Genomic DNA, 23,373 nt, shown 5'->3' on the forward strand with positions numbered 1-23,373 from the left:
CCGGGTGGAGTCAGAACGGGGTCTTGCGACGTGAGCCACGCAGGTTCTCGATCGGGAAGCTGGCGATCTCGCCACCGCCTTCGCGCCGCGACTGCCCGGCGGGCGGTCCCCATGCGTGCGCCGTGACCACTTCCCAGGTCGAGGGGACGACACCCTCGCTGCGCATGGCCTCGTAGGCGTCGAGCATGCGCTTGTAATGCTGTTTACCGGTCAGGCCACGAGGACGGTCGGCATCGGCATTGTTCGCGCCCAGGCCCTTCAATTCATCCAGCAGCGCACGTGGAGTGGGATAGGTCAACGTGTAGCGCTCGGCGAAAAGCACGGGATCGCGCAGGCCCTGGGCCAGCATGGCGTCGCCGATGTCGTGCATGTCGAGGAAGCGCGCCACGTGCGCGTGCTGGTCGGCCTCTGCCCAGGCCGCACGCAGCTCCTTCAAGGTATCGGGGCCGAACGTGGAGAAGGTGAGCAGCCCACCCGGTTTCAGCACGCGCGCGCATTCGGCGAACAGGCGGGGGAGGTCTTCGCACCATTGGAAACAGAGGTTGGAAAAGAGCACGTCCACGCTGTGGTCAGGCACGGGCAAGGTGTACGCGTCGGCGACGACGCGGCCGAACGGCTTCAGCCAGGACGCGTTATGCCGGGCCTGTTTCAGCATCGGCAGCGCGAGATCGATCGCGATCACCTGCGCCTTCGGATAGCGCTTCTTCAGTGCCGCGCTGCCACGGCCGGTGCCGGCGCCGACATCGAGGACGATTTCCGGCGCCGATTCGTAGATGTCGAGCCGGTCGACCAGGGTGGACTGCACCTCGCGCTGCAGCGCGTCGTGTTTTTCGTAACTGCCGGCGGCGCGCCCGAAATTGCGGCGAACCTGGCGTCGATCGAAGTGGAAGTCGCTCATGCGTCTGCGTCGGTGAATTGTGTCAGGACATCCGCCACGGCGGCGGCGTGTCCGATGAAAGGGGCGTGCCCGGCATGGGCGATCTCGGCGAAACGACCACGTGCCGCTCCGGCGGACCAGCGCATCGCCTCGGGATGGACAATGCGGTCGCGGCGGCCCGCGATCCAGAGGCTGGGCTGGCGAAGCCCGGCCAGGCGCGGTCGCAGGTCGGTGGTTTCGAGCAGGCGCAAGCCTTCCAGCAGCACGCGCGGATCGGGTTCGCCGCGAGAGAACGCTTCCTCCTTCAGCCGGCGCGCCTCGGCGCGCGGATCGGCGCTGCCCATGGCCTCCAGAGCGATGAACCGCTCCACGGTGGCCATGTAGTCGTCCTCGAGGTCGGCTGCCAGGCGGTGGACCATGGCCACGTCGTTGCCGTGTGGCCAATCCTCGCCGCGCACGAAGCATGGCGTGGAACAGACGGGGACCACCGCTCGCACGGCCTCCGGCACGTCCAGGGCGGCGGCCAGGGCCACCAATCCGCCCATCGACCAGCCCAGCCACGTGGCCGGTGGCGTCGCGGCGACGATCTCACGCGCGCAGGCGAGCGGTTCCAGCGGGATGTCGGAATCGCGGGAATAGCCATGACCCGGCAGGTCGACGACGTACATCGTGTAGCGTGCCGCCAGCGCCTCGACCAGTGGCGCGAGAATGCCGCCGTGCATGGCCCAGCCATGGATCATCACCAGCGGCGTCGCGCCGGCTCCATGGGTTTCGATGTGCAGGCCGCTCATGCCTTCCGGCTCGGCGCGAGCGACGGATCGACCGCGCCGCGTTCGTCGAACACGAAGCAGTCGCCGCGCCAGTGGGCGCCACCCACCTCTTCGAAATACTTGAGGATGCCGCCTTCCAGCTGGAACACGTTCGCGATGCCGATCTCGCGCATGTGGATGGCCGCCTTCTCGCAGCGGATGCCGCCCGTGCAAAACGAGACCACGGTCTTTCCCTCGAACCGCTCGCGGTCGGCGGCGACGGCGGCGGGGAAGCCGGTGAAGCTGGAGAGGCCGTAGTCGACGGTGTTCTCGAACGTTCCCTCGGCCACTTCGTAATCGTTGCGGGTATCCAGCAAGACCACCTCGCGGCCGGCGTCGTCGTGACCGCGATCGAGCCAGCGGCGGAGGTCCGCCGGCAGCACGTGCGGCGCCCGTCCCTCCGCGGGACGAATGGCCGGCGCGTGCATCGTGATGATTTCCTTCTTCAGGCGCACGCGCATCCGGCGGAAGGGTGGTGCGTCGGACACGCTTTCCTTCGGCGCGAGATCGGCGAAGCGCGGGTCCTCGCGCAGCCAGCCGATGAAGGCGGCCACGGCATCGGAGGGTGCGGCCAGGAACAGGTTGATGCCTTCGGGCGCGAGCAGGATGGTGCCCTTGAGGGCGAGGGCTTCGCAGCGTTCGACGATCCGCGCCCGCAAGGCGTGCAGGTCGTCGAGGCCGACGAACTTATAGGCGGAGATGTTGAGGATCGTCATCGTCATGACCGGCGGGTGTGACCGCCCATTATACGGCCGCGCTTTCCAGGGCACGGGGCAAGCGGCCCAGCGCGTCCAGCAGGGCGTCGATCCGCTCCGGCGAATGCGTCGCGGAAAGGGTGATGCGCAGCCGCGCGCCGCCCGGTGGCACGGTCGGCGGACGAATCGCCACGACCAGGAATCCCGCGGTTTCCAGCGCGGCGGCGGCGGCCATGGCGGCCCCGGCGGAACCGACGAGCAGGGGCTGGATGGCGGTCGCCGAGGGCATCAGGCGCAGGCCGAGTTGAGCGGCACCGGCGCGGAATCGCCCGATGTTCGCCGCCAGGCGGTCACGGCGGCCTTCGGGATCGGTACGCACGAGGCGTATGGCCGCCCGGGTGGCGGCGGCGAGTGCCGCCGGCATGGCGGTCGTATACACGTAGGTGCGGGCGAATTGGGTGATCGCCTCGATGACGGACGCGTCGCCCGCCACGAAGGCGCCAGCGCAACCCAGCGCCTTGCCCAGGGTGCCCATGAGGACGGGAACCTCCCTGGCGCCGAGGCCAGCCGCAGCGACCGAACCCGCACCCTGCGGCCCCATGACGCCCAGGCCGTGCGCGTCATCCACGTAAAGCATGGCGCCGCGCTCCTGGCAGACGGCGGCGAGCGTGGCGAGCGGCGCCACGTCGCCATCCATGCTGAACACGCCATCGGTGGCCACCAGCGCCGGCAGTCCGGGACGGGCGTCGAGCTGGCGGGCGGCGCCGTGCGCGTCGGCATGGGGATAGCGGCGCAGTTCCGCGCCAGCCAGATGGGCACCGTCGATGAGACTGGCGTGATTGAGCCGGTCCTGCACGCAGAGGGCATCCGGCCGGCCTTGCACGGGCGTCGCTCCCGCGCCGAGCAGCGCCTGCAGGGCGCCGAGGTTCGCCATGACGCCCGTGGAAAACAGCAACGCCCGTTCGCGGCCGGTCCAGTCGGCCAGTTCCTCCTCCAGGGCCGCATGCTCGCCGCGGTGGCCGGCCACGAGGTGGGCCGCACCGGTGCCGACACCCTCGGCGGCGGCCGTGCGGGTGAACGCGGCGACGAGATGGCGATGGCCGGCGAGGCCGAGATAGTCGTTGCCGCAGAAATCCGCCAGCACGCGCCCGCCGACGAGACGCCGGTCGCCGCCAAGAACGTCGCAGACGCGGCTCTGGCGCAGCAGGCCGGCCTGCGCGCGTCCGCTCCGGGCGGCGTCCATGCGCGCTCGGAGATCGGGCCGGTTCACGCGGCGGCGTGGTCGTGCGCGACGATGTCGGCGTGCACCGTGCCTGGCTCGACCTCGACTTCCATCGGCTTGAGGCCGAGGCGTGCGAACAGGCGGCGATCGTGCTCGACGTCGGGATTGCCGGTGGTCAGCAGTTTTTCGCCGTAGAAGATGGAGTTGGCCCCGGCGGCGAAGCACAACGCCTGCAACGCGTCGTCCATGCTTTCGCGGCCGGCGGACAGGCGCACCACGGACGCGGGCATGAGGATCCGCGCGACGGCGATGCTGCGCACGAACTCGAACGGATCGAGCGCCTCGGTGCCGGCCAATGGCGTGCCCGCGACCTGCACCAGCCGGTTGATCGGCACCGATTCCGGATGCTCGGGCAGGTTGGCCAGCGTCGCCAGCAGGCCCGCACGCTGCGCGCGCGACTCGCCCATGCCCACGATGCCGCCGCAACAGGTCCGCAGGCCTGCCTCGCGCACGTGTTCGAGCGTATCCAGGCGATCCTGGTACTCACGCGTGTGGATGATCTCGCCGTAGAAGTCCGGGGAGGTGTCCAGGTTGTGGTTGTAGAAATCCAGTCCCGCGGCCTTCAGCGTATCGGCTTGCGGCTGGCTGAGCATGCCCAGCGTGGCGCAGGTCTGCAGGCCCAGCGACTTCACCGCGCTGACGATCTCGGCCACCTTGGCCACGTCGCGGTCCTTGGGCGAACGCCACGCGGCGCCCATGCAGAAGCGGCTCGCGCCCGCGTCCTTGGCGGCTTGCGCCTTGGCCAGGACCGCCTCCACGCTCATCAGCTTCTCGGCCTTCACGCCGGTGGCGTAGCGCGCCGCCTGGGGACAGTAGGCGCAATCCTCGGGGCAGCCGCCGGTCTTGATCGAGAGCAGGGTGGAGACCTGCACCGCGTTGGGATCGTGGTATTGCCGGTGGATGGTCTGCGCGGTGAAGAGCAGGTCATTGAACGGCAAGGCGAAAAGGTGCTCGACCTCTTCGCGGGACCAGTCGTGGCGGATGGCTGCGGTCATGGTGGGTTCCCGGGGCGAAGGCGCGCAGTGTGTAAATCCCGGTCGCCACTGTCAACCTTAACGACCTTTTGCAAGTTGACATCGGGTGCGCCATCCCTGCCGTACGATGGCTTCGAATCCCACGAGGAGGCGACCGATGAGCGATGGACAGGGCAGCAGTGGCAACGTGCTTGCGGCGATCTGCAGTTTCTTCATCCCGGGCCTGGGCCAGCTGGTACAGGGACGCGTCTTCAAGGCGCTGATCATGTTCGTGCTCGCCGCGGTGCTCTGGGTGATCTGGCTGGGCTGGATCATCCACCTGTGGTCGATTGTCGACGCGGCCATGTTCCGCCGACCGTAACCGCCCATCCCGCGCATGGACGCGTTCCGCTGGAGGGAGCGACTGGCGTCGGTGGGGCGCTTCATCCTGCCGCCGCGTTGCCTGCTTTGCGCCGGCTCCGGTCGCGGCGGACTCGAACTATGCGCGGGTTGCCGGTCCATGCTGATCGGCAACCTGTCGTCGTGCGGCCGCTGCGCGCTCCCCCTGGCCGAGCCGACACCGGAATGCGATGCCTGCCAGCGGCATCCCCGCCCCTGGGCGGATGTGTGGGTGCCCTTTGCCTACGCGTGGCCACTCGACACGCTTGAGATGCGCTTCAAGTTCGGCGGAAGCCTCGCGGCGGGGCGTGTCCTTTCGGCGTGCTGGATGGAAGCCGGGCCGCCACCGCTCATGCCCGAACTGATCGTGCCGGTGCCGTTGCATGGACGCCGGTTGCGCGCCCGTGGTTACAACCAGGCGTTGGAACTGGCCCGGCCGCTGGCGCGCCGCTATCGCTTGCCGCTTGCGCACGACGTGCTGCTACGCGCGCGAACGACCGACGCGCAGACCGATCTGGACGCGGCCGCACGCCAGGACAACGTGCGCGGCGCGTTCGCGGTGAGCCGCGTGCCACGGCAGAAGCACGTGGCGGTCGTCGACGACGTGATGACCACGGGCGCGACACTCGCCGAGTGTGCTGGCGCATTGTTGGCGGTGGGCGTCGAGCGGGTAGACGTGTGGGCACTGGCACGGACGCCGCTGCCGAGCCATGGCGGAAGCTAGAAGCATCGCCGACAAGGTCGGCTCCCACCAGGTCACCGCAACCTGGTGGGAGCCGACTTTGTCGGCGATGCTCTAATAGTTCACATAAACCGGATTGCCCAGGACAAGCAGCTTGCCTTCCGCCGAGCGTACGTCCACGCGCAACCAGTGCGGCTTGCCATCGCTCGTCCAGTCGAACGACGCTTCGCCATTCGCCGGTATGCGCTTCACTGGCACGCCGTCGAACGGCTTGCCGTCGATCGTCACCGCGATGTCGTTTCCTTGCAGCGCCGTGGTACGAACGCCTACATGGAGCGTGGCGCGGCCAGCCACCGTGATCGCATCGCCCATCGTGGCGCGCGAGGAGCCGTTGCTCGCGAGCACGTCCAGTGCCCGGTCGCGCGAACCCTCCGTGTCGACGAATACATGCCCCGCGCGGATGCCATCGAGGATGCCTTCCATCGACAGTTCACGCGCGTGCACGACCGTCGTCGGCGTGCCGATCACGCCGGCGAATGCATCACGCGGATCATCCGTGCCCACATGGCTGTCGCTACCCCCGATGGCGGTGATGCGAAGGCCCGCGTTCAACTGGGACTCCCAGAAGGGTATGCCGGTGTCGGCACGTTCGGCATCACGGCCGTTCACGGCCTCGATGGCCTGAAAGCCGTGCATGTCCACCGGCGTGACCGGCGTGAACCCGCAACCCATGCAGGTTTCGTCGTTCGGCCGGCGCGGGTGATTCACCGAGATCAGCCCGTGGGCGCGCGCGACGTCGGCCAGGAGCGCGTTCCAGCCCGGCACCTGCTTGCTCCCCACGCGGAAATCGACGGCACGGGAGACGCCGAACAGATTGGCGTGGCCCGAGAACGTGGTGATCTCCCGCGCCGGGATGAGCAACATGGTGTCGAAGTACGGCTGCATCTCGCGCATGCCGGATACCTGCGACATGGTGTTGTGCTCGGAGACGGCGATGAAATCCAGTCCGCGTTTCGCGGCCGAAGCCAACGTGAAGAACAGCGGACAAGGCACCTTCCTGGTGCCGGAGGCGCTGAGGCAGTTGCCGTCGCTGTGCGCCGAATGCATGTGCAGGTCGCCGCGATACCAGCGCTCCGTCGTGGACAGGGGTGCGGTCAGCCCATGTTCCGGACCAAAACCCTCGTCATCCCCCGACAGCCAAATCCGCGCCGTATAGCTGGCCTTCGATGCGGGGCGGATGTTCGGGATGCCCAGCAGCAACCGCCACCGTCCCGGCACGATGGCCCCGGGGAGGAAGGAGGCCGTGGCATCGGTGGCCGATACGGTGAAGCGGCGCTTGCTGCCGCCACTCCATCCACGGAAGCCATCCTGCGTCTCGAACCCACCCGGCCCGAGCAGGCCCAGGTCGACGGTGGTGCGTTCCTCGCGACCCGTGTAGTCGACGTCGATGGTGATCCGCGACGTGCCCCTGGGTACGTCGAAGGGCACCTCGCGATACGTGTGCTGGTCGGCACCGGTGAGTTCGCCGCGGAGGACGAGGTCGGGCGCCCGCTCCGCCGCCATGGCGACGGCGGCGAAGCAGCACAGCAGGAGGGCGATCAACGCCCGCATCAGAAACGGTACATCGCGGCGAGGCGGAACGAGCGGCCCAGCAGCGGGCGCGCGATGAACGTGTTCGCGCCGGCGTCGGAACTGGCCAGTTCGCCCGCGCGCGGGTTGCCCTCGGTGAGTCCGAGCGAATTGGTGATGTTGTCCGCGTAGAGGAACAACGAAAGCTGTGGCGTCGCGTCGTAGCGCGCACTGGCACCCACCACGTGGTACGAGGGAAGCACGACCGAGTTAGCCGTGTCGACGTAACGCTTGCCTTCATGTTCATACGACACCTGCAGGCGCAGGCGGCCGTCGAGCAGGTTCACCCCGGGGACGATGCGGTAACTCACCTTGGGTACGCGGATCAGCTGGTTGTCGTCGTAATCGCGAAGCACCGGCGCACCGGCCACCACGTCGGTGTAGCTCAGGCCCTTGTACTTCGGGTCCTGCAAGGTGGCGTTGAACTGCACGTCGAACCACTTCGTCGGATACAGCGTGCCTTCGAGTTCGAGGCCATAGGTCTTGGTGTTCGCGTAGCCCGTCTGCGGCGTGGAGGTGTTGCCGTTGCGGTCGAACACGTTGTTGGTGAAGCTGACGTTGTCGTACTTGGTGTAGAACGCCGTCGCGTACAGGTCCATGAAGCGGTCGCTGTACTTCCAGCCCGCTTCGGCGAGGTCCATCGTCTGCAGCAGCGGCGTGGCCGTCGGGTTGGTGATGTACGTGCTGAGGTTGGGCAGGCGGAAGGCCGAGGTCCATCGTGCGAACAGGCCCTGGCGCGGCGAGAACTGCCAGTTGGCGCCGAGGGTCCAGCCCGTCTTGTCGAACGACTGGTCGTAGTGGGCGAGCTTTCCATTTCCGGTGAGCACCTGCGTGGCCGCCGGCGAGCCGCCGATATCGACGGTCTGCTTGCCTTCGGTGTAGCCCTCCACGTTCACCTTCTCCCAGCGCACGCCGCCGTCGATGCGCAACTCCGGCGTGACCTGCCATTCGTCGGAGGCATAGAAAGCGTTGGTCTTCGACTTGCCGCTGGCGTGTTCCCACTCGTATCCGTAGCGATAGAAGCCATGGTCGGTCAACGAACCCACGACGTTGCCATTGGCATCCACGCCCACCAGGTCGAGCAGCCGTGCGTTGTCCCGGGCATCGGTCAGCACGGTCGAGGAGTAACGGTCGAAATCCTGCTCGAAGTTGGCGTGGTAATAGCCGAAGGTGACGTCGTGGCTCTGGTCGCCGAACTCGAACTTGCGCAGTACGCGCGTATCGTTGATGAATTCGTCCACCGGCAAGGTCACGCCGCGAAGGCCTTCGGTCACGACCAGCCCGTTGCCGTTCTGGTTCGCCACGTTGAAGACTTGCGACGGGTTGTCGACGTAGCGGAACTGCAACGCCGTGGCGCCAGGGATGCTCGAAAGGCGCTTGCTGTCCTGGGTGATGAACGAGCTGGCGCTCTGCAACGCGTTCGGGAAAACGCCATTGCGCTGGGTGTCGGTCGTGCTGTAGCGCATCGATTCGGCAAGCTTCCAGTCGTCGCCGAGGTCATGGTCGAACTTGAACGACACCTGGGTGCGCTTCACGTGCGTGCCTTCGGTGTTGTCGAAATCGTAGAGGCCACCGCCGGCTTCGCGCATCTTCAGGTGCTCGGTCTCGGGGCCGGCCAACGTCCCGTAGTTGCCGTTGAAGCCGCGCACGGCGCGAATGTCGCCGCTGGCGTTGGTGCGCATCGGAATGCCGAGGTAAAGGGCGACCTTGTCGTCCATGTGCTTCACGTCGAAGCTGATATCCCCGTGCTCGAGTTCCTTCGACAGCGTCGCGCGCAGCTGGCCGCCATCATCGGCATGGAACTGCGGGCGGCGCACGCCGTCGTCCACGCGCCAGAAGCCGCCGACGCCGAGTTTCCAGCCGCTACCGATCGGTGTGCCGTACCAGAAGTCGAGCCGGTTCAGCGAATAATTGCCGACGGTGTACTTGACCAGGCCTTCCGCCGTGTCGCCGACCTTGCGCGGAATGAAATTAATCGCGCCGGCCGGTGCATTCGAGTAGAACACCGACGAAGGACCGCCGCGGACCACCTCGACGCGTTCGACCGTCTCGTCGAGGCGGAAGGCCTGGTCGGCGTTGAGGTAGCCCAGCGCGGGATCGTGCTGCACCGGGATGCCATCCTCGAGCAAGGTCACCGACCCGTAACCGTCCACCGGGATACCACGCGCACGGATGTTGCCCGAGGCTTCGCCGCCGGACGATTCCACCCAGAAGCCAGGAACGGATTTCACCGCTTCGGTGACGCTGGTCGGCGCCTGCATGCGCAGACGGTCTTCGTCGATCGTGGTGATCGAGTAGCTGGTCTCGGCCTTGGTCCGGCTTTCCACGCCCGAGCGTGCCGTGACCACGACGTTGTCGAGGTCGGTCGTCTTCTTCTCGGGATTGCCGTCTTGCGCGTGGGCGGCGGCGGAAACGAGCAACGCACCGGCGAGCGCCGCGCGCACGGCGCGGCTGAGCAGGGTCTTACGCATCTTTTTGTCTTCCGGGGGAGTGGGGGCAGGAAGCCCGCGACCCGCAAGAACTTATGCGTTACCGATGACGGAACGGCTGAGGTTTCATGACGGTCCGATTTCAATCGAGCCAAATGATGACGGCCGTTTCACGCTGTGATGCCGGTCACAAGGCGAGGGCGATGACGATGCCGAGCCAGAGTGCCAGCCCCACCCAGTTGTTGTGGCGAAACGCGGTGAGGCATGCGGCGCGATCGCGGTCGCGCATGATCCATTGCTGGTAGCCGAACAGTCCGGCGGTAACGGCCAGGCCGATCCAGTACGGCCAGGCCAGCGCTGAACGCGTTCCCACGAGCAGCATCGCCAGCAGGAACGTGCCCATGAGCACGCCGATGATCACGAGATCGGCGTCGGCGAACAGGATGGCCGTGGACTTGGCGCCAGCCTTGATGTCTTCGTCGCGGTCCACCATCGCGTATTCGGTGTCGTAGATCACCGACCAGAGGATGTTGGCGATGAATAGCAGCCATGCCACCGGGGGCACGGTGTTCGTCACCGCCGCGAAGGCCATGGGAATCGACCATCCGAACGCGGCGCCGAGCACCACCTGGGGCAGGTTGGTATAGCGCTTGGTAAACGGGTAGACCGCGGCCAGCGCCGCTCCGGCGAAGGAGAGCAGGATGGTGAGCTTGTTGGTGAACAGCACCAGGATGAACGAGAACAGCAGCAAGCCGCCGAAGACGATCAGCGCTTCGCGCGGCGTCACGCGTCCACTGGCGATGGGGCGCCCGGCCGTTCGCGTCACCTGGGGGTCCAGCTTGCGGTCGGCATAGTCGTTGATGGCGCAACCCGCCGAGCGCATGGCGAAGACGCCAAGGGTGAAGATGACCAGCGGGCCGATGGGCGGAAAGTCTTTCGCGGCGAGCCACAGCGCCCACCATGTCGGCCACATCAACAGGAGTGCGCCGATAGGCCGGTCCATGCGCGTGAGCACGAGATAGGCGTGGATCTTCTCGCGCCGTGCGGGCGGCAGGCCTTTCAGCAGGAAGGCGAGCACGCGCTCGGCGTTGGTCGACGCGTCGGCGGGGCGGGCTGCCGGCGCTGCCACGGCGGTCTTGCGCGCGGCGGGCGTCGCCTTGCGACGCGGTGAAGGCTTGCGGGGGGTGGGGCTCATGCGGAGAAGTCTAGCCGACCCGGCGGCACGAATCGCCGACTTCGCAGCCTTGTGGGAGCCGACCTTGTCGGCGATCCCGCGGTGGCGGGCCAGGTTGCGGCGAGCACCCATCGCCGCTGAAGCGGCTCCCACAAGAGCCGCCCATAGCGAGCCGGGTGCTTATCGAGGCGGGTCTTTAGCGCTCCAGCGGCTCGATCGGATCGTCGTCCACCGGCGGCTCGGGGTCCGCGTCGCGCTCGGGCTTGTAACTTCCCGGTTTGCGGATCTCATCATCCGGGCGATTCTTTCCCGGCTCGGCGAACGGGGGTTGGGGATTTGTCGGGGTGTAAGGCATGTGCGGACTCCACTCGGCCACGTTGGATGCCAACCTAGGTTCGCGTGGGTGAAGTCCCCGGGTAGGCCCCGTAAAGCTTCAGTCGAGGAGGGCGTCGAGCCGCTCCAGCGTCCACCGTACGCCGTGCGAGGAGAGGGCCTCCACGCAAGTGTCGTACTGCTTGCGGAAGCGCGGGTCCCTGGCCGGCAGGGGGCCGACCAGTTCCACGCTTTCGATCAGGGTGTCCTTCGAGCCGCCGTCGATCAGCGGCTGGACGAGCCGCATCGCATTCGGTTCGCGCAGCGGATAGGCCTCGCCATGATCGTCCTTGCCCACGCGGACGTAGCGATCGAACGCGGCAAGAAGGAAGGCGAGCCGGCGTGCGTCCCTGCCGTGTTCCAGGCAGGCGGTGAGGGTGGGCCCGAGGAAACCGGGGATCTTCGAACCGCCGTCGAGGCAGAGCCGGTCGAGCTGATCGGCGATCGACGCGTTGCTGAAGCGCTCCAGCAGTTTCTTCTTGTACGGATCGAGGTCCATGCCCGGCAACGAGGTCAACCAGACGCCCGCATCGTGGTCGAGGAAATCCGAGAGGTATCGATTGAACAGCGGATCTTTCACGGCCTCGTCCACGCGGCGATGACCGGCGAGGAAGGCGGGGTACGAGAGCATCTGGTGGGACCCGTTGAGCAGGCGGATCTTGGCGTCCTCATAGGGCGAGACGTCGCTCACGATCTGTGCGCCATGGCGCTCCCACGCTGGACGGCCATGGCGGAACGTATCTTCGAGTACCCACTGGATGAAGTCTTCACAGACCACCGGTGCCCGGTCGTCGAGCCCGGTGGCGGCATTCAACTGCTCGCGCATGGCGGGCGTGGTCGCGGGGGTGATGCGGTCGACCATGGCGTTGGGAAAATCCACCTCTCGCTCGATCCATTCGGCAAGCTCCGGCGAACGGGCTCGTGCGAACGCGAGGACGGCCTTCTTCGCCTGCGCACCGTTATGCCGCAGGTTGTCGCACGACATCACCGTGAACGCGGGAATGCCGGCGTTACGGCGCCGTTCCAGCGCGCCCACGAGATAACCGAAGACGCCGCGCGGCGAATCGGGATGCGTCAGGTCGTGCGCCACCGTGGCATCGTCGATGCGGAAGTTTCCGTGTTCGTCGATGAGATAGCCGCCCTCGGTGATGGTGAGCGAGACGATCCGGATCGAAGGATCGGCGAGTCGCCCGAGCACCCGGGAGCCGTCGCGGGGCGCATATAGGTAGTCCACCATGGCGCCGACGAGGTGTGTCGTGCGTACGCCTTTCGCATCGAACTCGCTGACCGAGTACAGGCCATCCTGTGCCGTCAAGGCATCGGCCAGTGGTTCGTCGTGTTCGAGCAGGTTGATCCCGAGGATGCCCCACTCGCGCATGTCCTCGTCGGCGAGCACGCGGTTCGTATAGATGGCCAGGTGTGCGCGATGAAAGGCGCCGACGCCGATATGCGCGATGCCGGCCTTCACCGTGCGCCGGTCGAAGGGTGGCGGCTCGACGCCCGGGGGCAGCTGGCCGAGGGTCTCGTTGCTCAGGGAAACGGGCATGGCGGGGTTCTTACGGATGGTGGATGGCGACACCGGAGGTATCGAAGAGGTGGGCGTGGGTGAGGTCCAGGCGGATACAGATATCGCGGCCTGCGCGGCGGTCGAAGTCGCCATCGGCACGCACCGTGATCGAGCCGACCTGCGGCACGTCGACATAGGCGTAGGTCTCGCTGCCCAGCCGCTCGACGACGGTGAGCTTGCCGGTGACGGTTTCGCCGGTGCCATCGCCGTCGCAGACCTGGAGATGCTCGGGGCGAATACCGATGGTGACGGCACCCGTGCCCGCCGATGCGCCCGGTACGGCGACCGTGTTGCCATTGCGAAGGCGGAACGTGCCCCCTTCCGCCGTGGCGTCGAGGAAATTCATCCGCGGCATGCCCAGGAATCCCGCGACGAAACGGTTCACCGGCTTGCGGTAGAGCTCCATCGGCTTGCCGATCTGCTCGATGCGTCCCTCGCTGAAGATGGCGATGCGGTCGGCCAGGGTCATCGCCTCGACCTGGTCGTGGGTGACGTAGATCATCGTGGCGTTGAGTTCCTGGTGCAGCCGCGCGATCTCCAGGCGCGTGGCGGCGCGCAGCGCGGCGTCGAGGTTGGAAAGCGGTTCGTCGAACAGGAATACGCGTGGCTCGCGGGTGATCGCGCGACCGATCGCCACGCGTTGCCGCTGCCCGCCCGACAGCGCGGACGGCTTGCGCTCGAGGTAAGGTTCCAGGGCGAGGATCTTGGTCGCGCGGGCTACCTTCTCGTCGATGGCGCGCGGGTCCATCTTCGCCAGCTTCAGGGCGAAGGACATGTTCTCGCGCACCGTCATGTGCGGGTAGAGCGCATAGCTCTGGAACACCATCGCGAGGTCGCGCTTGTCGACGGCACGATCGGTGATGTCGTCCTGGTCGAGCAGGACCTGACCGTCGTCGGCTTCCTCCAGCCCGGCGATAAGGCGCAAGGTGGTCGACTTGCCACAGCCGGAAGGGCCCAGGAAGACGCAGAACTCGCGGTCCTCGACCACGAGGTCGATGCCCTTGATGACGTCGACGCCTTCGAACGACTTGCGCAGCGAACGGATTTCCAGACGGGACATGGGACGGGCTCCTATTTGACGGCGCCGAAGGTGAGGCCGCGGACGAGCTGTCGCTGCGACAACCAGCCGAGCACCAGGATCGGTGCGCAGGCCAGCGTCGACACGGCGGACAACTTCGCCCAGAACAGTCCCTCGGGGCTGGAGAACGAGGCGACCAGCGCGGTCAGTGGCGCCGCGCTGGTGGTGGTGAGGTTGAGCGACCAGAACGCCTCGTTCCAGGACAGGATGAGGCAGAGCAGCGCCGTCGAGGCGAGTCCGCCGCGGCTGACCGGGATCAACACCCGGAACATGGTCTGCCACGTGCTCGCGCCATCCATGCGCGCCGCCTCCAGGATGTCGTAGGGAATGTCGCGGAAGTAGGTATAGATCATCCAGACCATGATCGGCAGGTTGATCAGCGCGAAGATCACGACAAGGGCGGTCTTCGAGTCGAGCAGGTTCAGGTCGCGGCAGATCAGGTAGATCGGCACCAGCACGCCCACGCCGGGAAGCATCTTCGTCGACAGCATCCACAACAGCACGTCCTTGGTGCGTTTCGTCGGGTGGTAGGCGAAGGCATAGGCCGCGGGCACGGCCACGATCATGCCCAGGACCGTCGCGCCACCGGCGGTGACGATCGAGTTCCATGCGTAGTGCAGGTAGTTCGCGCGTGCGAGCACCTGTTCGTAGTTCTCCAGCGTGGGCTTGAACAGGAAATGCGGTGGCATGCTGAACGCATCGAGCTCCGACTTGAAGCTGGTCAGCAGCATCCAGAGGATCGGGAAGAAGACCACGAGGGCGACGATCCACGATGCGATGGCGCGGATCGTGCGGGCGAGGCGACGCTGCGGTTTCTTGTGGGCCATGGTGTCCTCCTCAACGCGCCGTCAACGACTTGCCGATCAGGCGGATGAGGAACACCGCCATGATGTTGGCCAGCACCACCGCGACGAGGCCGCCGGCCGAGGCGGCGCCCACGTCGAACTCCAGCAGGGCCTGGGTGTAGACCAGGAACGGTATGTTGGTGGTCGCGTCACCCGGTCCACCGTTGGTGGTGACGTAGATCTCGGCGAAGATGTTGAGCAGGAAGATCGCCTCCACCATCACCACCACCGCGATGGGCCGGGCGAGATGCGGCAGGGTGAGGTAACGGAAGATCGCCATGCCGCGCGCACCGTCCATGCGCGCCGCTTCCAGTTGCTCGCGGTCGAGCGATTGCAGGGCGGTGACGAAAATCAGGATGGCGAAGGGCAACCATTCCCACGAGACCACCACGATCACCGAAAGCAGCGGCCAGTCCGCGAACCAGTTCACCGGCGTGGCACCGAACAGCTTCCATACCCAGGCGAGGAAGCCGGACACCGGGTTCATCAGCAGGTTCTTCCAGACCAGCGCGGCCACGGTGGGCATGATGAAGAACGGCGAGATCAGCAGCATGCGCACGATGCCCTGGCCGGGGAAGGTCTCGTCCACCAGAACGGATACCAGCACGCCACCCACGACGGTGATGACGAGCACGCTGCCGACCAGCACGATGGTGTTGAACACGGAAGCCCAGAAGCTGGGATAGGTGAAGAAATAGGCGAAATTCTCCAGGCCCACGAAGGCCGACTTCCCCGGGTAAAGCAGGTTGTAGTACTGCGTGGAGAAGTACAGCGTCATCGCCAGCGGCACGATCATCCATGCCAGAAGCATCAGGATGGCCGGTTGCGCGAGCCATCGTTCCGGGCGTTTGCGGATGCGCGCGTTCATGGCGACGACTCCTTCTGGATGACCGGTTTCTTGTCGTAGTACCCGGCGCGCTTCATGGTGCGATCGACGGCGCCCTGCGCCGTATGCAACAGTTCATCCACGTTGCCGCGCCCGGCGAGCGCACCGGCGATCTGCCTGCCGACCAGGGTGGCGACGGCCTGGAATTCCGGAATCGAGACGATCTGGATGCCCTTGTAAGGGACGGGCTTCAACGTCGGGTGCGCGGGGTCGACCGCTTTCAGCGAATCGTAGGTCACCCGCGCGAAGGGAGCGGCCTTGATATAGGCCTCGTTGGCATACGTGGATTCGCGGGTGCCGGGCGGCGTGGATTCCTCGCCATATTTTTCGGCGACCATGCGCAGGTAGGGTTTCGACGTAGCCCAGAGGATGAAGTCACGTGCGGCGTCGGCCTGGCGGGAGCTGGCGGGGATCGCGAGCGACCAGACCCAGAGCCATGACGAACCGCGGTCCGTGATCTGGTGTGGCGAGCGCACGAAGCCGACCTTGCCGGCCACCGAGCTTTCCTTGGGATTGGCGACGGTGCCACCGCCGACGCTCGCATCCACCCACATCGCGCAACGCCCCGCGGAGAACAGCGCCAGGTTCTCGTTGAACCCGTTGTCCGAGGGGCCGGGCGGTCCGTATTTCGAAAGCAGGTCGACATAGAAATTCACGGCCTGGTGCCACTCCGGCGTGTCGATCTGTGGCTTCCATCCTTCGTCGAACCAGCGGCCGCCCCAACTGTTCACGATGGTGCCGAGCAGGGCCATGTTCTCGCCCCAGCCGGCCTTGCCGCGCAGACAGATGCCGTACACGCCGTGCGCGGGATCGTGGAGTTTCCGTGCGAACCCGCGGATCTGGTCCCAGGTCGGTGCGGCCGGCATGGTCAGGTTCGCCCTGGCGAAGAGATCGGTCCGGAAGTAGGTGATGCTGGCTTCGGCGTAGAAGGGCAGCGCATAGAGATGCCCGTCCACCGTCAGTTGTTCACGCACGTTCTTGAAGATGTCGTCGGCGGCGTAGTCGGCGGGAAGGTTGTCCAGCGGCTTCAGCCACTGCTGGGCGCCCCATAGCGGCGCCTCGTAGGCACCGATCGTGATCACGTCGAACTGGCCGCCATGCGTGGCGATGTCGGTGGTGAGGCGCTGGCGTAGCGTGTTTTCCTCCAGCACCACCCAGTTGAGGTGCACGTCCGGATGCGCCTTCTCGTATTCGGAGGAGAGCGCCTGCATGCGCACCATGTCGGCATTGTTCACGGTGCCGACCGTCAGCGTCGTGTCGGCGCGTGCCACGGCCACGACGCCTGGCAGCGTGGCGAACAGGGTGATGGCGAGTGCGCCGAGCCGGTTCCGGTAATCGCTCATCTTGCCTCCCTGGGTGGGTGGTCGAATGGATGTGCGTTTATAGGTTCAGCGCGGTGGTGCTCACCAATACGTGCCGTGTCGTTTTATGGTGAAAATACATACTTTCTTGCCATGGCGAGTGGCGCCGCTCCCGCACGAGGCGCCGCGCGCCGGCCATATTGCCGCATTGCAGCAAGCGGGGTCGCCGGCATGAAAGTATGTGAATTGAAGGCCGTGGCGTGCGAGATGCCGCTCGCCGTGCGGCGACGCATCATCAGAGATCGGCGGGCGGCCGCCGATGGCGCATCCGGTATTCGCGCGGCGTCATTCCGATGAGGATCAGGAAGCGGCGATTGAAGTTGGACAGGTTGCTGAAACCGGCCTCGTAGCAGATGTCGGTGATCGAACCTGTCGACGACACCAGTTTTTCGCAGGCACGCTGGATGCGGATCTGGTTCACGTAATCGATGAAGCGGTAGCCGGTGTGCTGGTGGAAGAAGCGTGAGAACCCGGTCTCGGACATGCCCAGCCGGTCGGCGACGGTCTTCAACGATACGTCGCCCGCGTGGTGGCGGTCGATATAGGTCACCGCGAGATGCAGTTTCATCGACTGGCTGGGATCCGCCGACGCCTGGAAGGGACGGCTGCTGAGCGAATGCCGCGTCGTGTCCTCGGCCAGGGCTTCGATCATCTCGAAGAAACTGGCCACGCGGCGCAACCCGGGATGCTCCGCCACCCGGCGGAAATACGGTTCGAGGCTGCGCCCGAGTTCGGGCGAAAACGCGATGCCGTAGCGGGCTTCTTCCAGCAGCAGCGACTTGACGTGACGCGCCGATGGCAGGAAATCGATGCAACGGCGAACGAACGCCTCGGAGAAAAGAATGACCCGGTCGCGCAGCGCCACGGGCTCGCACGTCTCGTCGGTCACCCAGTTGTGCGGCACGTTGGGGCCGGTGAGCATCAGGGTGTATGGGGAGAACCGGCCTTCGTAATCGCCGACGTAGGCGGTTCCCTCGGTGGCCACGATGAGGTGCAACTCGTACGCCGGATGGTAGTGCCAGCGGATCAGGCGGCTGCGCGAGCCGTGGTCGAGATAGTGGATCGACGGCTCGTCGGAAAGACCCAGCAGGTCTTGCTCACGTCCGAGCGCCGAGGTGTCGGCGAGAGGCGGCGGCAGCGACAGGGCGGCACGGCGATTCATGCATCGAGCCTACTCTTTCAGGTCGTCATGACCAAGTAGTTGTCGGTTTTAGGAGTGATCCTATATCGGCCGACGCCGTGCCATCACTACGATGCCGCCTCGCTTCAAGGAGAACATGCGAAATGCGTCATATTGCTCTGTTTACCGGCGTCACCCTGGCGTTCCTGGCCCCGCTGGCCGCCACGGCCGCCGACACCGCCGAACTCAAGGTATCCGGCACGATCACGCCGGCGTCGTGCAGCGTGTCGATCCTCGGCCCGTCGGAAGTGCAACTCGATCCGGTGAAGCTTTCGGATTTCACCCCAGGCCAGGACCTGCCGCTTGAGCCGAAGGACGCGAGCCTGAGCATCGATTGCCAGGGTACCGCCGCACGATTCCGCCTGAAGGCCACCGATTCCGGTGAAGGCGTTTCCACCGCCGGCGCCAACCACTACAGCCTCGGCAGGAACGAGCAGGGCGGCAGCAACAAGCCGAACGGCTACTTCAAGCTGAGCATCGACGCCGACGCCATGACATCGAAGTACGTGTTGAAGTCCACCGACGGCGGCGGGGGCACGGGATGGGGTACGCCAGCGACCGGCATGGTGGCATTCGATAACGATGGCGAGGCGTTCGCTTTCGCCAACGATGCAGGCGCGACCGAGCCGGCCGCCCTGGCCGACCTGACGGTGCCGCTGAAGATCGACGCCGTGCTGGCGAAGGACCCGGTCGTCAACGAAGACGTGACGCTCTCCGGAAGGGCCACCATCGAAATCTTCTATTGATGCGCCGCATGCTTGCCGTCGCGCTGTCGGGGTTACTCCCGGCAGCGCCTGTCTTCGCGGACGGCATGCTGCCGGAGACCTCCGTCGTCATCGTCTACGAAGACAAGGGCGAGGCGACGATCAATGTCAGGAACAGCGATCCGAAACCCTCGCTCCTGCATGTGACGTTGCAGGACATTCCCGAAGACACCGAACCGTTGTTGTTCGTCACGCCTCCGGTGTCCCGCGTGGAGCCCGGTGAGAACCAGCTCGTCAGGTTCATCCTGCGTAACGCCGCACCCCTCAAGACACAGCGTCTGAAGCGGGTGGTGTTCGAAGGGCTGCAGCCGAAGAACAAGCTGGAGCCGGGTCGTGCCACGGTTTCAGTGAATATCCGCCAGAACCTTCCGGTGATCCTGCATCCCAAGGGTCTGGCCCCGAACCGGGAACCGTGGAAAGGACTGACCTGGACCATCGCCCGGGGCGAGCTCGTCGTTCGCAACGACACCCCTTACGTGGTGCGCATGGGCCAGGAAGTGGTCGTTCTGCCGATGATGGCCTCGGTACGGGTTCCCGCCGGTTATGTGCTGCCGGGAAGCCGCCACGCGCTGCCATTACCCGAAAGCGCCCGTAACGCCACGGCGGTACGGTTGTATCCGGCGACCGTCTACGGCTTCGCGGTGGACTCCTACGACGCGTCGTTGTCCATCGCCACGGACTGAGTGCGAGGCTGTACTCGTGAATTCGCCCACGACCGGGCGCCGCCTGTGCGGCGCACAGCTGCGTCTGGCGCTCCTTCCGCTGGCGTGTGCGCCGGACATGGCGAACGCCCGGGTCGATGCCGGGGCGGCCAACGCGGCGTCGATGCCGCCTTCCGTGTCCGAAGGCGGGGACACCGATGCCGACATCGAGTTCGACGAGCGTATGTTGAAGCTTCGCGGCATCGACCCGAAGCTCGCCAGGTACTTCCGCAGCGCTCCGCGCTTTACGGAAGGTCGTCATGTGGTTTCCCTGGAGGTCAACGGAAAGGCCATGGGTTCGGCGAAGGCACGCTTCGATAGCCGCGGTGCGTTATGCATCGATCGGGAACTGCTGGACGTGGCGGAAGTGGATGCGGAACTTCCCACCCTCCGCGATCCAGCCGCGTCGACATGCGTGGACCTGGCGACGATCTATCCGTCGTCGAAGGTCGAACTGAGTCCGGCAAAGGCGACGATCTCGCTGTTGGTGCCGACCGAGGCGTTGCGCACGCGGCGACGCGACCTGTCGGGCTACGTGCGCGGCGGCACGGCGGCGCTGTTGAATTACGAGATCGTCGGGTTGGACAGTCGCTGGGGCTCGCGTACGAGCCGCTACAGGTCGGCCAACACCGAACTGGGCTTCAATGCGGGTGACTGGGTCGTCCGCAGTCGCCAGGTATCCACGTCCACCGACGGGCGCCAGCGCATGGAGGTGCTGGACACCTATGCCAGCCGTTCGTTCGCCGAACAGCGCGCCGTCGTCCAGCTCGGTGAAATCAACGTCGTGAATCCCGCCCTGTCCGGTGCGCAGCTCACGGGCGCGCAGGTGACGAGCGAGCAGGCATTGGCCCATCAGGGCGCGGGCGCGACGGCGGAAGGGATCGCACAGGGCCCGGCGCGCGTCGAGGTCAGGCAGGACGGCGTGCTCGTGTATTCCACGGTCGTGCCACAGGGGCCGTTCACCTTGACCGGCATCCCTCGTATCAATCGCTATTCCGACCTCGATGTCACCGTCACCGGCACCGACGGCGAAGCACAGCGATTCACGGTGAGCGGAGCCCTGGCAGGTGCACTGGACACGGCGCCGGGCTATGCGATTGCGCTCGGGAGGTTGCGCAACACCGGCGGCACCGAGGCGCCCTGGGTCGTCAGCGGGGGCTGGAGCGGATCGTTCCATCGGGACATGTCGCTGAGTGCCGGCGTCATGGCCGCCTCCCGCTACCACGCCATCGGGCTGGGTGTCGGTGCGACGGTGGCCAGGGACACGCAACTCAACGTCAACCTGGCTGGATCGAATGCGGCGCGTGAAGGCGCCAAGGGATGGCAGGGCATGCTGACCCTGTCGCAGCGACTGGACGGCCGCTGGTCGATCGGACTCGCCCATTCGCGGCAGAGCCGGGGATTCCGGGACCTGCTGGACACGACGGTCGTGAGGAACATCGCTTCGCAGCGGTCGCGTTACCGGAACCAGTCCTCGGCGAGCGTATCGTGGTCGCATCCCCGCCTGGGTAGCGTCAGCGCGGGATATTCCCGAACCCTGCTGTTCAATCGCGGAGGCACCAGCCGCGCGCTCGGTTCATGGGCATCGCGCCTGGGCCGGGCATCGGTTTCGCTGTCCGCCGAGTGGAACCTCGGGCGCGCGCGCCGCCAGCAGGGCAATAGCGTGTATCTCAATGTCAGCGTTCCACTCGGGGAAAGCGGCCGCGTGGGTAGCTCCGTGCGCCGTTATGCGGGCGAGACACGTTACGGCGCCCACTTCTCCGAACAGGTCAGCGACTATGCGAGCTACCGCGCCGGGTTGGAGTACCGCTCAAGCGACCGGCGTCGCAGCCTCGACGCGGGAGTGTCGCTATTGCCGCGCTATGCGCAGGTCGACGGCAGCTACACGCGAAACGCCAACAGCACGACGTACGGTATCGGGGTGCGCGGCGGCGTCCTGTGGCACGCGCATGGGCTGACGGCATCGCCGTATCCCGTGCGCGACACGTTCGGCGTGCTCTCGGCAGGCGATAGCGCCGGCGTTCGCATCTCGACACCGAGCGGCCCGGTATGGACCGACGCCCGCGGTTACGCCGTGTTGCCGCAGCTCGCACCGTTCGGGAAGAGCAGCATCGAAGTCGCCACCGATTCGCTGCCGCGCAACGTGGATATCGAGAACGGAGCCGCCGTCGTCGAAGCCGGCCGGGGTGCGGTCGCCTCCCTGACCTTCGGTATGTCGAAGACCCGCCGCGTGCTGCTTACCGCGATGACGGTGGATGGGCGAAGCCTGCCAGAGGGCGCCACCGTGACGGACGAGCAAGGCGAGCTGGTCAGCCTGGTGCAGGGCGGTGGCCAGATATTCGTCGCGAACGCGTTGGCGACGCCACGCCTGTCGGTGAGCGCACCCGACCTGCCGCGCTGCGAACTGGAGTTCCGGTTGGAAGAGCAAGTCGATCTGGGCGCGTATTACGAATCGGCCACGGCGGTTTGTCGTGTGGTGGGAGGGCTCGGTCCATGATGTCGCTACGAACCCCGTTCCTGGCGAGGTGCCTGGCCAGGGGAGTCGTCCTGGCCTGGATGCTGTCACTCGCACCGGCCAGCTATGCCAGGGACGCCGTCTGCGAGGTGACGTCGAGCACGACCCGGATCGACTACGGCCGGCTCAGCCGCGCGACCATCGCACCTGCGGAGGATGGTGAACTGGTATTGCCGTTGCGCACGGCAAGGCTGGATGTGAGTTGCTCGCAACCGGAAGACATGACGGTGTTCTTCCGGGCCACGGCACGGGACGCGCAGGCATTTCGCTTCGCGGACCGGGGCCGGTTCTCGCTCCGGTTGCGCGACGGCCTGCTCGACGGCGAGCGGGTGGACCTGGGCCAGTTGGACAGCCTCGGCGCCACGCCGGCACGAGTGGGAGCGTCGTTGCCCTGGTTGCCCGAACAGGGGATTACGCCGGTGAAGGCGGGACACATCGCCACCGGCCGGGTATTCAGCGTCTACATCGACATCGATGCAAGGCTCGATGCGGACGCGCTGAATGTCGGCGACGCCACCCAATGGCTGGCCCAGGGCCGGGTGGAAGCGGCGGCGAGCGGGGCCATGCGGGACCTTTCGGTGCATGCCGAGGCGATCGCGGGAAGTTGCCGCGTGGAGGTCGTCCGGCACATCTCCTTCGGCACGCTTCGTTCCACCGACCTGGACAGCCGGGGCGCCTCCACCCTCATCCATCCGACGCAGCGCGGGGAGTTGCAGGTGCGTTGCGATGCGCCCATGCCGATCGCGTTGCGCGTCCAGCGCGATGAGCGAGCGGGAACGGTAGCCACGCCGGAAGGTCTCGGCGTGCGGTATACGGACGACCAGCTGTTTGGGCTCGGCACCCATCGCACGGGTGCGAACATCGGTGCCTACGTGCTTCGCTGGGGTGCGACCGCCCCATCCGGCCAAGGCGAGTTGCTCGCGTCGCGATCCTCCGACGGTGGGCGCTCGTGGGCGCTCGCGACCGACAGCCCCGTAGCCAGTCATGCCCCGCTTGAACGCATGGGTTACGCCAGGCCACATCACACGACGGTGGAGCCTGCCGCGGTGGCCACCCTCGACGTGGTGCTCGACGCGGAAATCTACATCGCACCCGCGCACGTGCTTCCACGCGGCGAAGACATCGAGGCGGATGGCCTCGTGAGTTTCGAAATCATCTACTGAAGTCGTTGCATA

General features: G+C 66.3%; 21 protein-coding genes. 6 read left to right on the top strand and 15 right to left on the bottom strand.

All coding sequences use genetic code 11. The features are described 5' to 3' along the window. Nucleotides 1-10 precede the first annotated feature (10 nt). Genes bioC through bioB form a run of 5 tightly spaced genes read right to left on the bottom strand, consistent with a single transcriptional unit; the run spans nucleotide 11 to nucleotide 4,658 of the window. Nucleotides 11-898, bottom strand: a complete 888-nt coding sequence (gene bioC, locus ACR9Y6_RS16320) for a malonyl-ACP O-methyltransferase BioC (RefSeq protein ID WP_481282237.1) — start codon at nucleotides 896-898, stop codon at nucleotides 11-13. Then, nucleotides 895-1,668: a pimeloyl-ACP methyl ester esterase BioH gene (gene bioH / locus ACR9Y6_RS16325; RefSeq protein WP_481282238.1), complete on the bottom strand. Its 774-nt coding sequence runs from the start codon at nucleotides 1,666-1,668 to the stop codon at nucleotides 895-897. The genes bioC and bioH overlap by 4 nt, the downstream gene beginning before the upstream one ends. Continuing rightward, nucleotides 1,665-2,402 carry a sulfurtransferase gene (locus ACR9Y6_RS16330; RefSeq protein WP_481282239.1) on the bottom strand — a complete coding sequence of 246 codons (738 nt, stop codon included), beginning with the start codon at nucleotides 2,400-2,402 and terminating at the stop codon, nucleotides 1,665-1,667. Before ACR9Y6_RS16330 ends, bioH begins: the two co-directional genes overlap by 4 nt. Before the next feature lie 28 nt (nucleotides 2,403-2,430). Then, nucleotides 2,431-3,624: an aminotransferase class I/II-fold pyridoxal phosphate-dependent enzyme gene (locus tag ACR9Y6_RS16335; protein ID WP_481282240.1), complete on the bottom strand. Its 1,194-nt coding sequence runs from the start codon at nucleotides 3,622-3,624 to the stop codon at nucleotides 2,431-2,433. A gap of 23 nt (nucleotides 3,625-3,647) precedes the next feature. Continuing rightward, nucleotides 3,648-4,658, bottom strand: a complete 1,011-nt coding sequence (bioB, locus tag ACR9Y6_RS16340) for a biotin synthase BioB (protein ID WP_481282241.1) — start codon at nucleotides 4,656-4,658, stop codon at nucleotides 3,648-3,650. Nucleotides 4,659-4,794: 136 nt separating this feature from the next. Between bioB and ACR9Y6_RS16345 the strand changes: the two genes are divergently transcribed. Together ACR9Y6_RS16345 and ACR9Y6_RS16350 are read left to right on the top strand one after the other, a co-directional pair. Then, nucleotides 4,795-4,998, top strand: coding sequence for a hypothetical protein (locus ACR9Y6_RS16345; protein WP_371022294.1), 204 nt, complete (start codon nucleotides 4,795-4,797; stop codon nucleotides 4,996-4,998). A gap of 15 nt (nucleotides 4,999-5,013) precedes the next feature. Then, complete coding sequence (locus ACR9Y6_RS16350) at nucleotides 5,014-5,739, top strand: ComF family protein (protein ID WP_481282242.1); 726 nt, start codon at nucleotides 5,014-5,016, stop codon at nucleotides 5,737-5,739. 72 nt (nucleotides 5,740-5,811) lie between these two features. Here ACR9Y6_RS16350 and ACR9Y6_RS16355 read toward each other — a convergent pair whose 3' ends face one another. From ACR9Y6_RS16355 to ACR9Y6_RS16400, 10 genes are all read right to left on the bottom strand, one after another. Then, the gene (locus tag ACR9Y6_RS16355) at nucleotides 5,812-7,308 is read right to left on the bottom strand and encodes a CehA/McbA family metallohydrolase (RefSeq protein ID WP_481282243.1); all 1,497 of its coding nucleotides are present in this window, start codon (nucleotides 7,306-7,308) and stop codon (nucleotides 5,812-5,814) included. Further along, nucleotides 7,308-9,797, bottom strand: coding sequence for a TonB-dependent receptor (locus tag ACR9Y6_RS16360; protein WP_481282244.1), 2,490 nt, complete (start codon nucleotides 9,795-9,797; stop codon nucleotides 7,308-7,310). Before ACR9Y6_RS16360 ends, ACR9Y6_RS16355 begins: the two co-directional genes overlap by 1 nt. A 145-nt stretch (nucleotides 9,798-9,942) precedes the next feature. After that, nucleotides 9,943-10,950 (bottom strand): 4-hydroxybenzoate octaprenyltransferase, encoded by a 1,008-nt coding sequence (gene ubiA / locus ACR9Y6_RS16365; protein WP_481282245.1) that lies wholly within the window; start codon nucleotides 10,948-10,950, stop codon nucleotides 9,943-9,945. Nucleotides 10,951-11,125: 175 nt separating this feature from the next. Next, on the bottom strand, nucleotides 11,126-11,284 hold the full coding sequence (locus ACR9Y6_RS16370) for a hypothetical protein (protein WP_481282246.1): 159 nt from the start codon (nucleotides 11,282-11,284) through the stop codon (nucleotides 11,126-11,128). Between the two features lie 78 nt (nucleotides 11,285-11,362). Further along, complete coding sequence (locus ACR9Y6_RS16375) at nucleotides 11,363-12,847, bottom strand: mannitol dehydrogenase family protein (RefSeq protein ID WP_481282247.1); 1,485 nt, start codon at nucleotides 12,845-12,847, stop codon at nucleotides 11,363-11,365. Between the two features lie 10 nt (nucleotides 12,848-12,857). Continuing rightward, nucleotides 12,858-13,928 carry an ABC transporter ATP-binding protein gene (locus ACR9Y6_RS16380; protein WP_481282248.1) on the bottom strand — a complete coding sequence of 357 codons (1,071 nt, stop codon included), beginning with the start codon at nucleotides 13,926-13,928 and terminating at the stop codon, nucleotides 12,858-12,860. An 11-nt stretch (nucleotides 13,929-13,939) separates the two neighbouring features. Further along, nucleotides 13,940-14,773, bottom strand: a complete 834-nt coding sequence (locus ACR9Y6_RS16385) for a carbohydrate ABC transporter permease (protein WP_481282249.1) — start codon at nucleotides 14,771-14,773, stop codon at nucleotides 13,940-13,942. Nucleotides 14,774-14,783: 10 nt separating this feature from the next. Next, nucleotides 14,784-15,659, bottom strand: coding sequence for a carbohydrate ABC transporter permease (locus ACR9Y6_RS16390; protein WP_481282250.1), 876 nt, complete (start codon nucleotides 15,657-15,659; stop codon nucleotides 14,784-14,786). Further along, nucleotides 15,656-17,020 (bottom strand): ABC transporter substrate-binding protein, encoded by a 1,365-nt coding sequence (locus tag ACR9Y6_RS16395; RefSeq protein WP_481282251.1) that lies wholly within the window; start codon nucleotides 17,018-17,020, stop codon nucleotides 15,656-15,658. Before ACR9Y6_RS16395 ends, ACR9Y6_RS16390 begins: the two co-directional genes overlap by 4 nt. A gap of 253 nt (nucleotides 17,021-17,273) precedes the next feature. Continuing rightward, complete coding sequence (locus ACR9Y6_RS16400) at nucleotides 17,274-18,200, bottom strand: AraC family transcriptional regulator (protein ID WP_481282252.1); 927 nt, start codon at nucleotides 18,198-18,200, stop codon at nucleotides 17,274-17,276. A 122-nt stretch (nucleotides 18,201-18,322) separates the two neighbouring features. On the opposite strand from ACR9Y6_RS16400, the gene ACR9Y6_RS16405 reads away from it, so the two are divergent. From ACR9Y6_RS16405 to ACR9Y6_RS16420, 4 genes are read left to right on the top strand one after another with little or no spacing between them, the layout of a single operon-like run. Next, on the top strand, nucleotides 18,323-18,964 hold the full coding sequence (locus ACR9Y6_RS16405) for a hypothetical protein (protein WP_481282253.1): 642 nt from the start codon (nucleotides 18,323-18,325) through the stop codon (nucleotides 18,962-18,964). Continuing rightward, on the top strand, nucleotides 18,964-19,665 hold the full coding sequence (locus tag ACR9Y6_RS16410; RefSeq protein ID WP_481282254.1) for a fimbria/pilus chaperone family protein: 702 nt from the start codon (nucleotides 18,964-18,966) through the stop codon (nucleotides 19,663-19,665). Before ACR9Y6_RS16405 ends, ACR9Y6_RS16410 begins: the two co-directional genes overlap by 1 nt. A 16-nt stretch (nucleotides 19,666-19,681) precedes the next feature. After that, nucleotides 19,682-22,180 (top strand): fimbria/pilus outer membrane usher protein, encoded by a 2,499-nt coding sequence (locus ACR9Y6_RS16415; RefSeq protein WP_481282255.1) that lies wholly within the window; start codon nucleotides 19,682-19,684, stop codon nucleotides 22,178-22,180. Then, on the top strand, nucleotides 22,177-23,361 hold the full coding sequence (locus ACR9Y6_RS16420; protein ID WP_481282256.1) for a DUF1120 domain-containing protein: 1,185 nt from the start codon (nucleotides 22,177-22,179) through the stop codon (nucleotides 23,359-23,361). Before ACR9Y6_RS16415 ends, ACR9Y6_RS16420 begins: the two co-directional genes overlap by 4 nt. The last annotated feature ends 12 nt before the right edge of the window (nucleotides 23,362-23,373 follow it).

Source organism: Luteibacter sp. TLI7-4A, assembly GCF_056754745.1.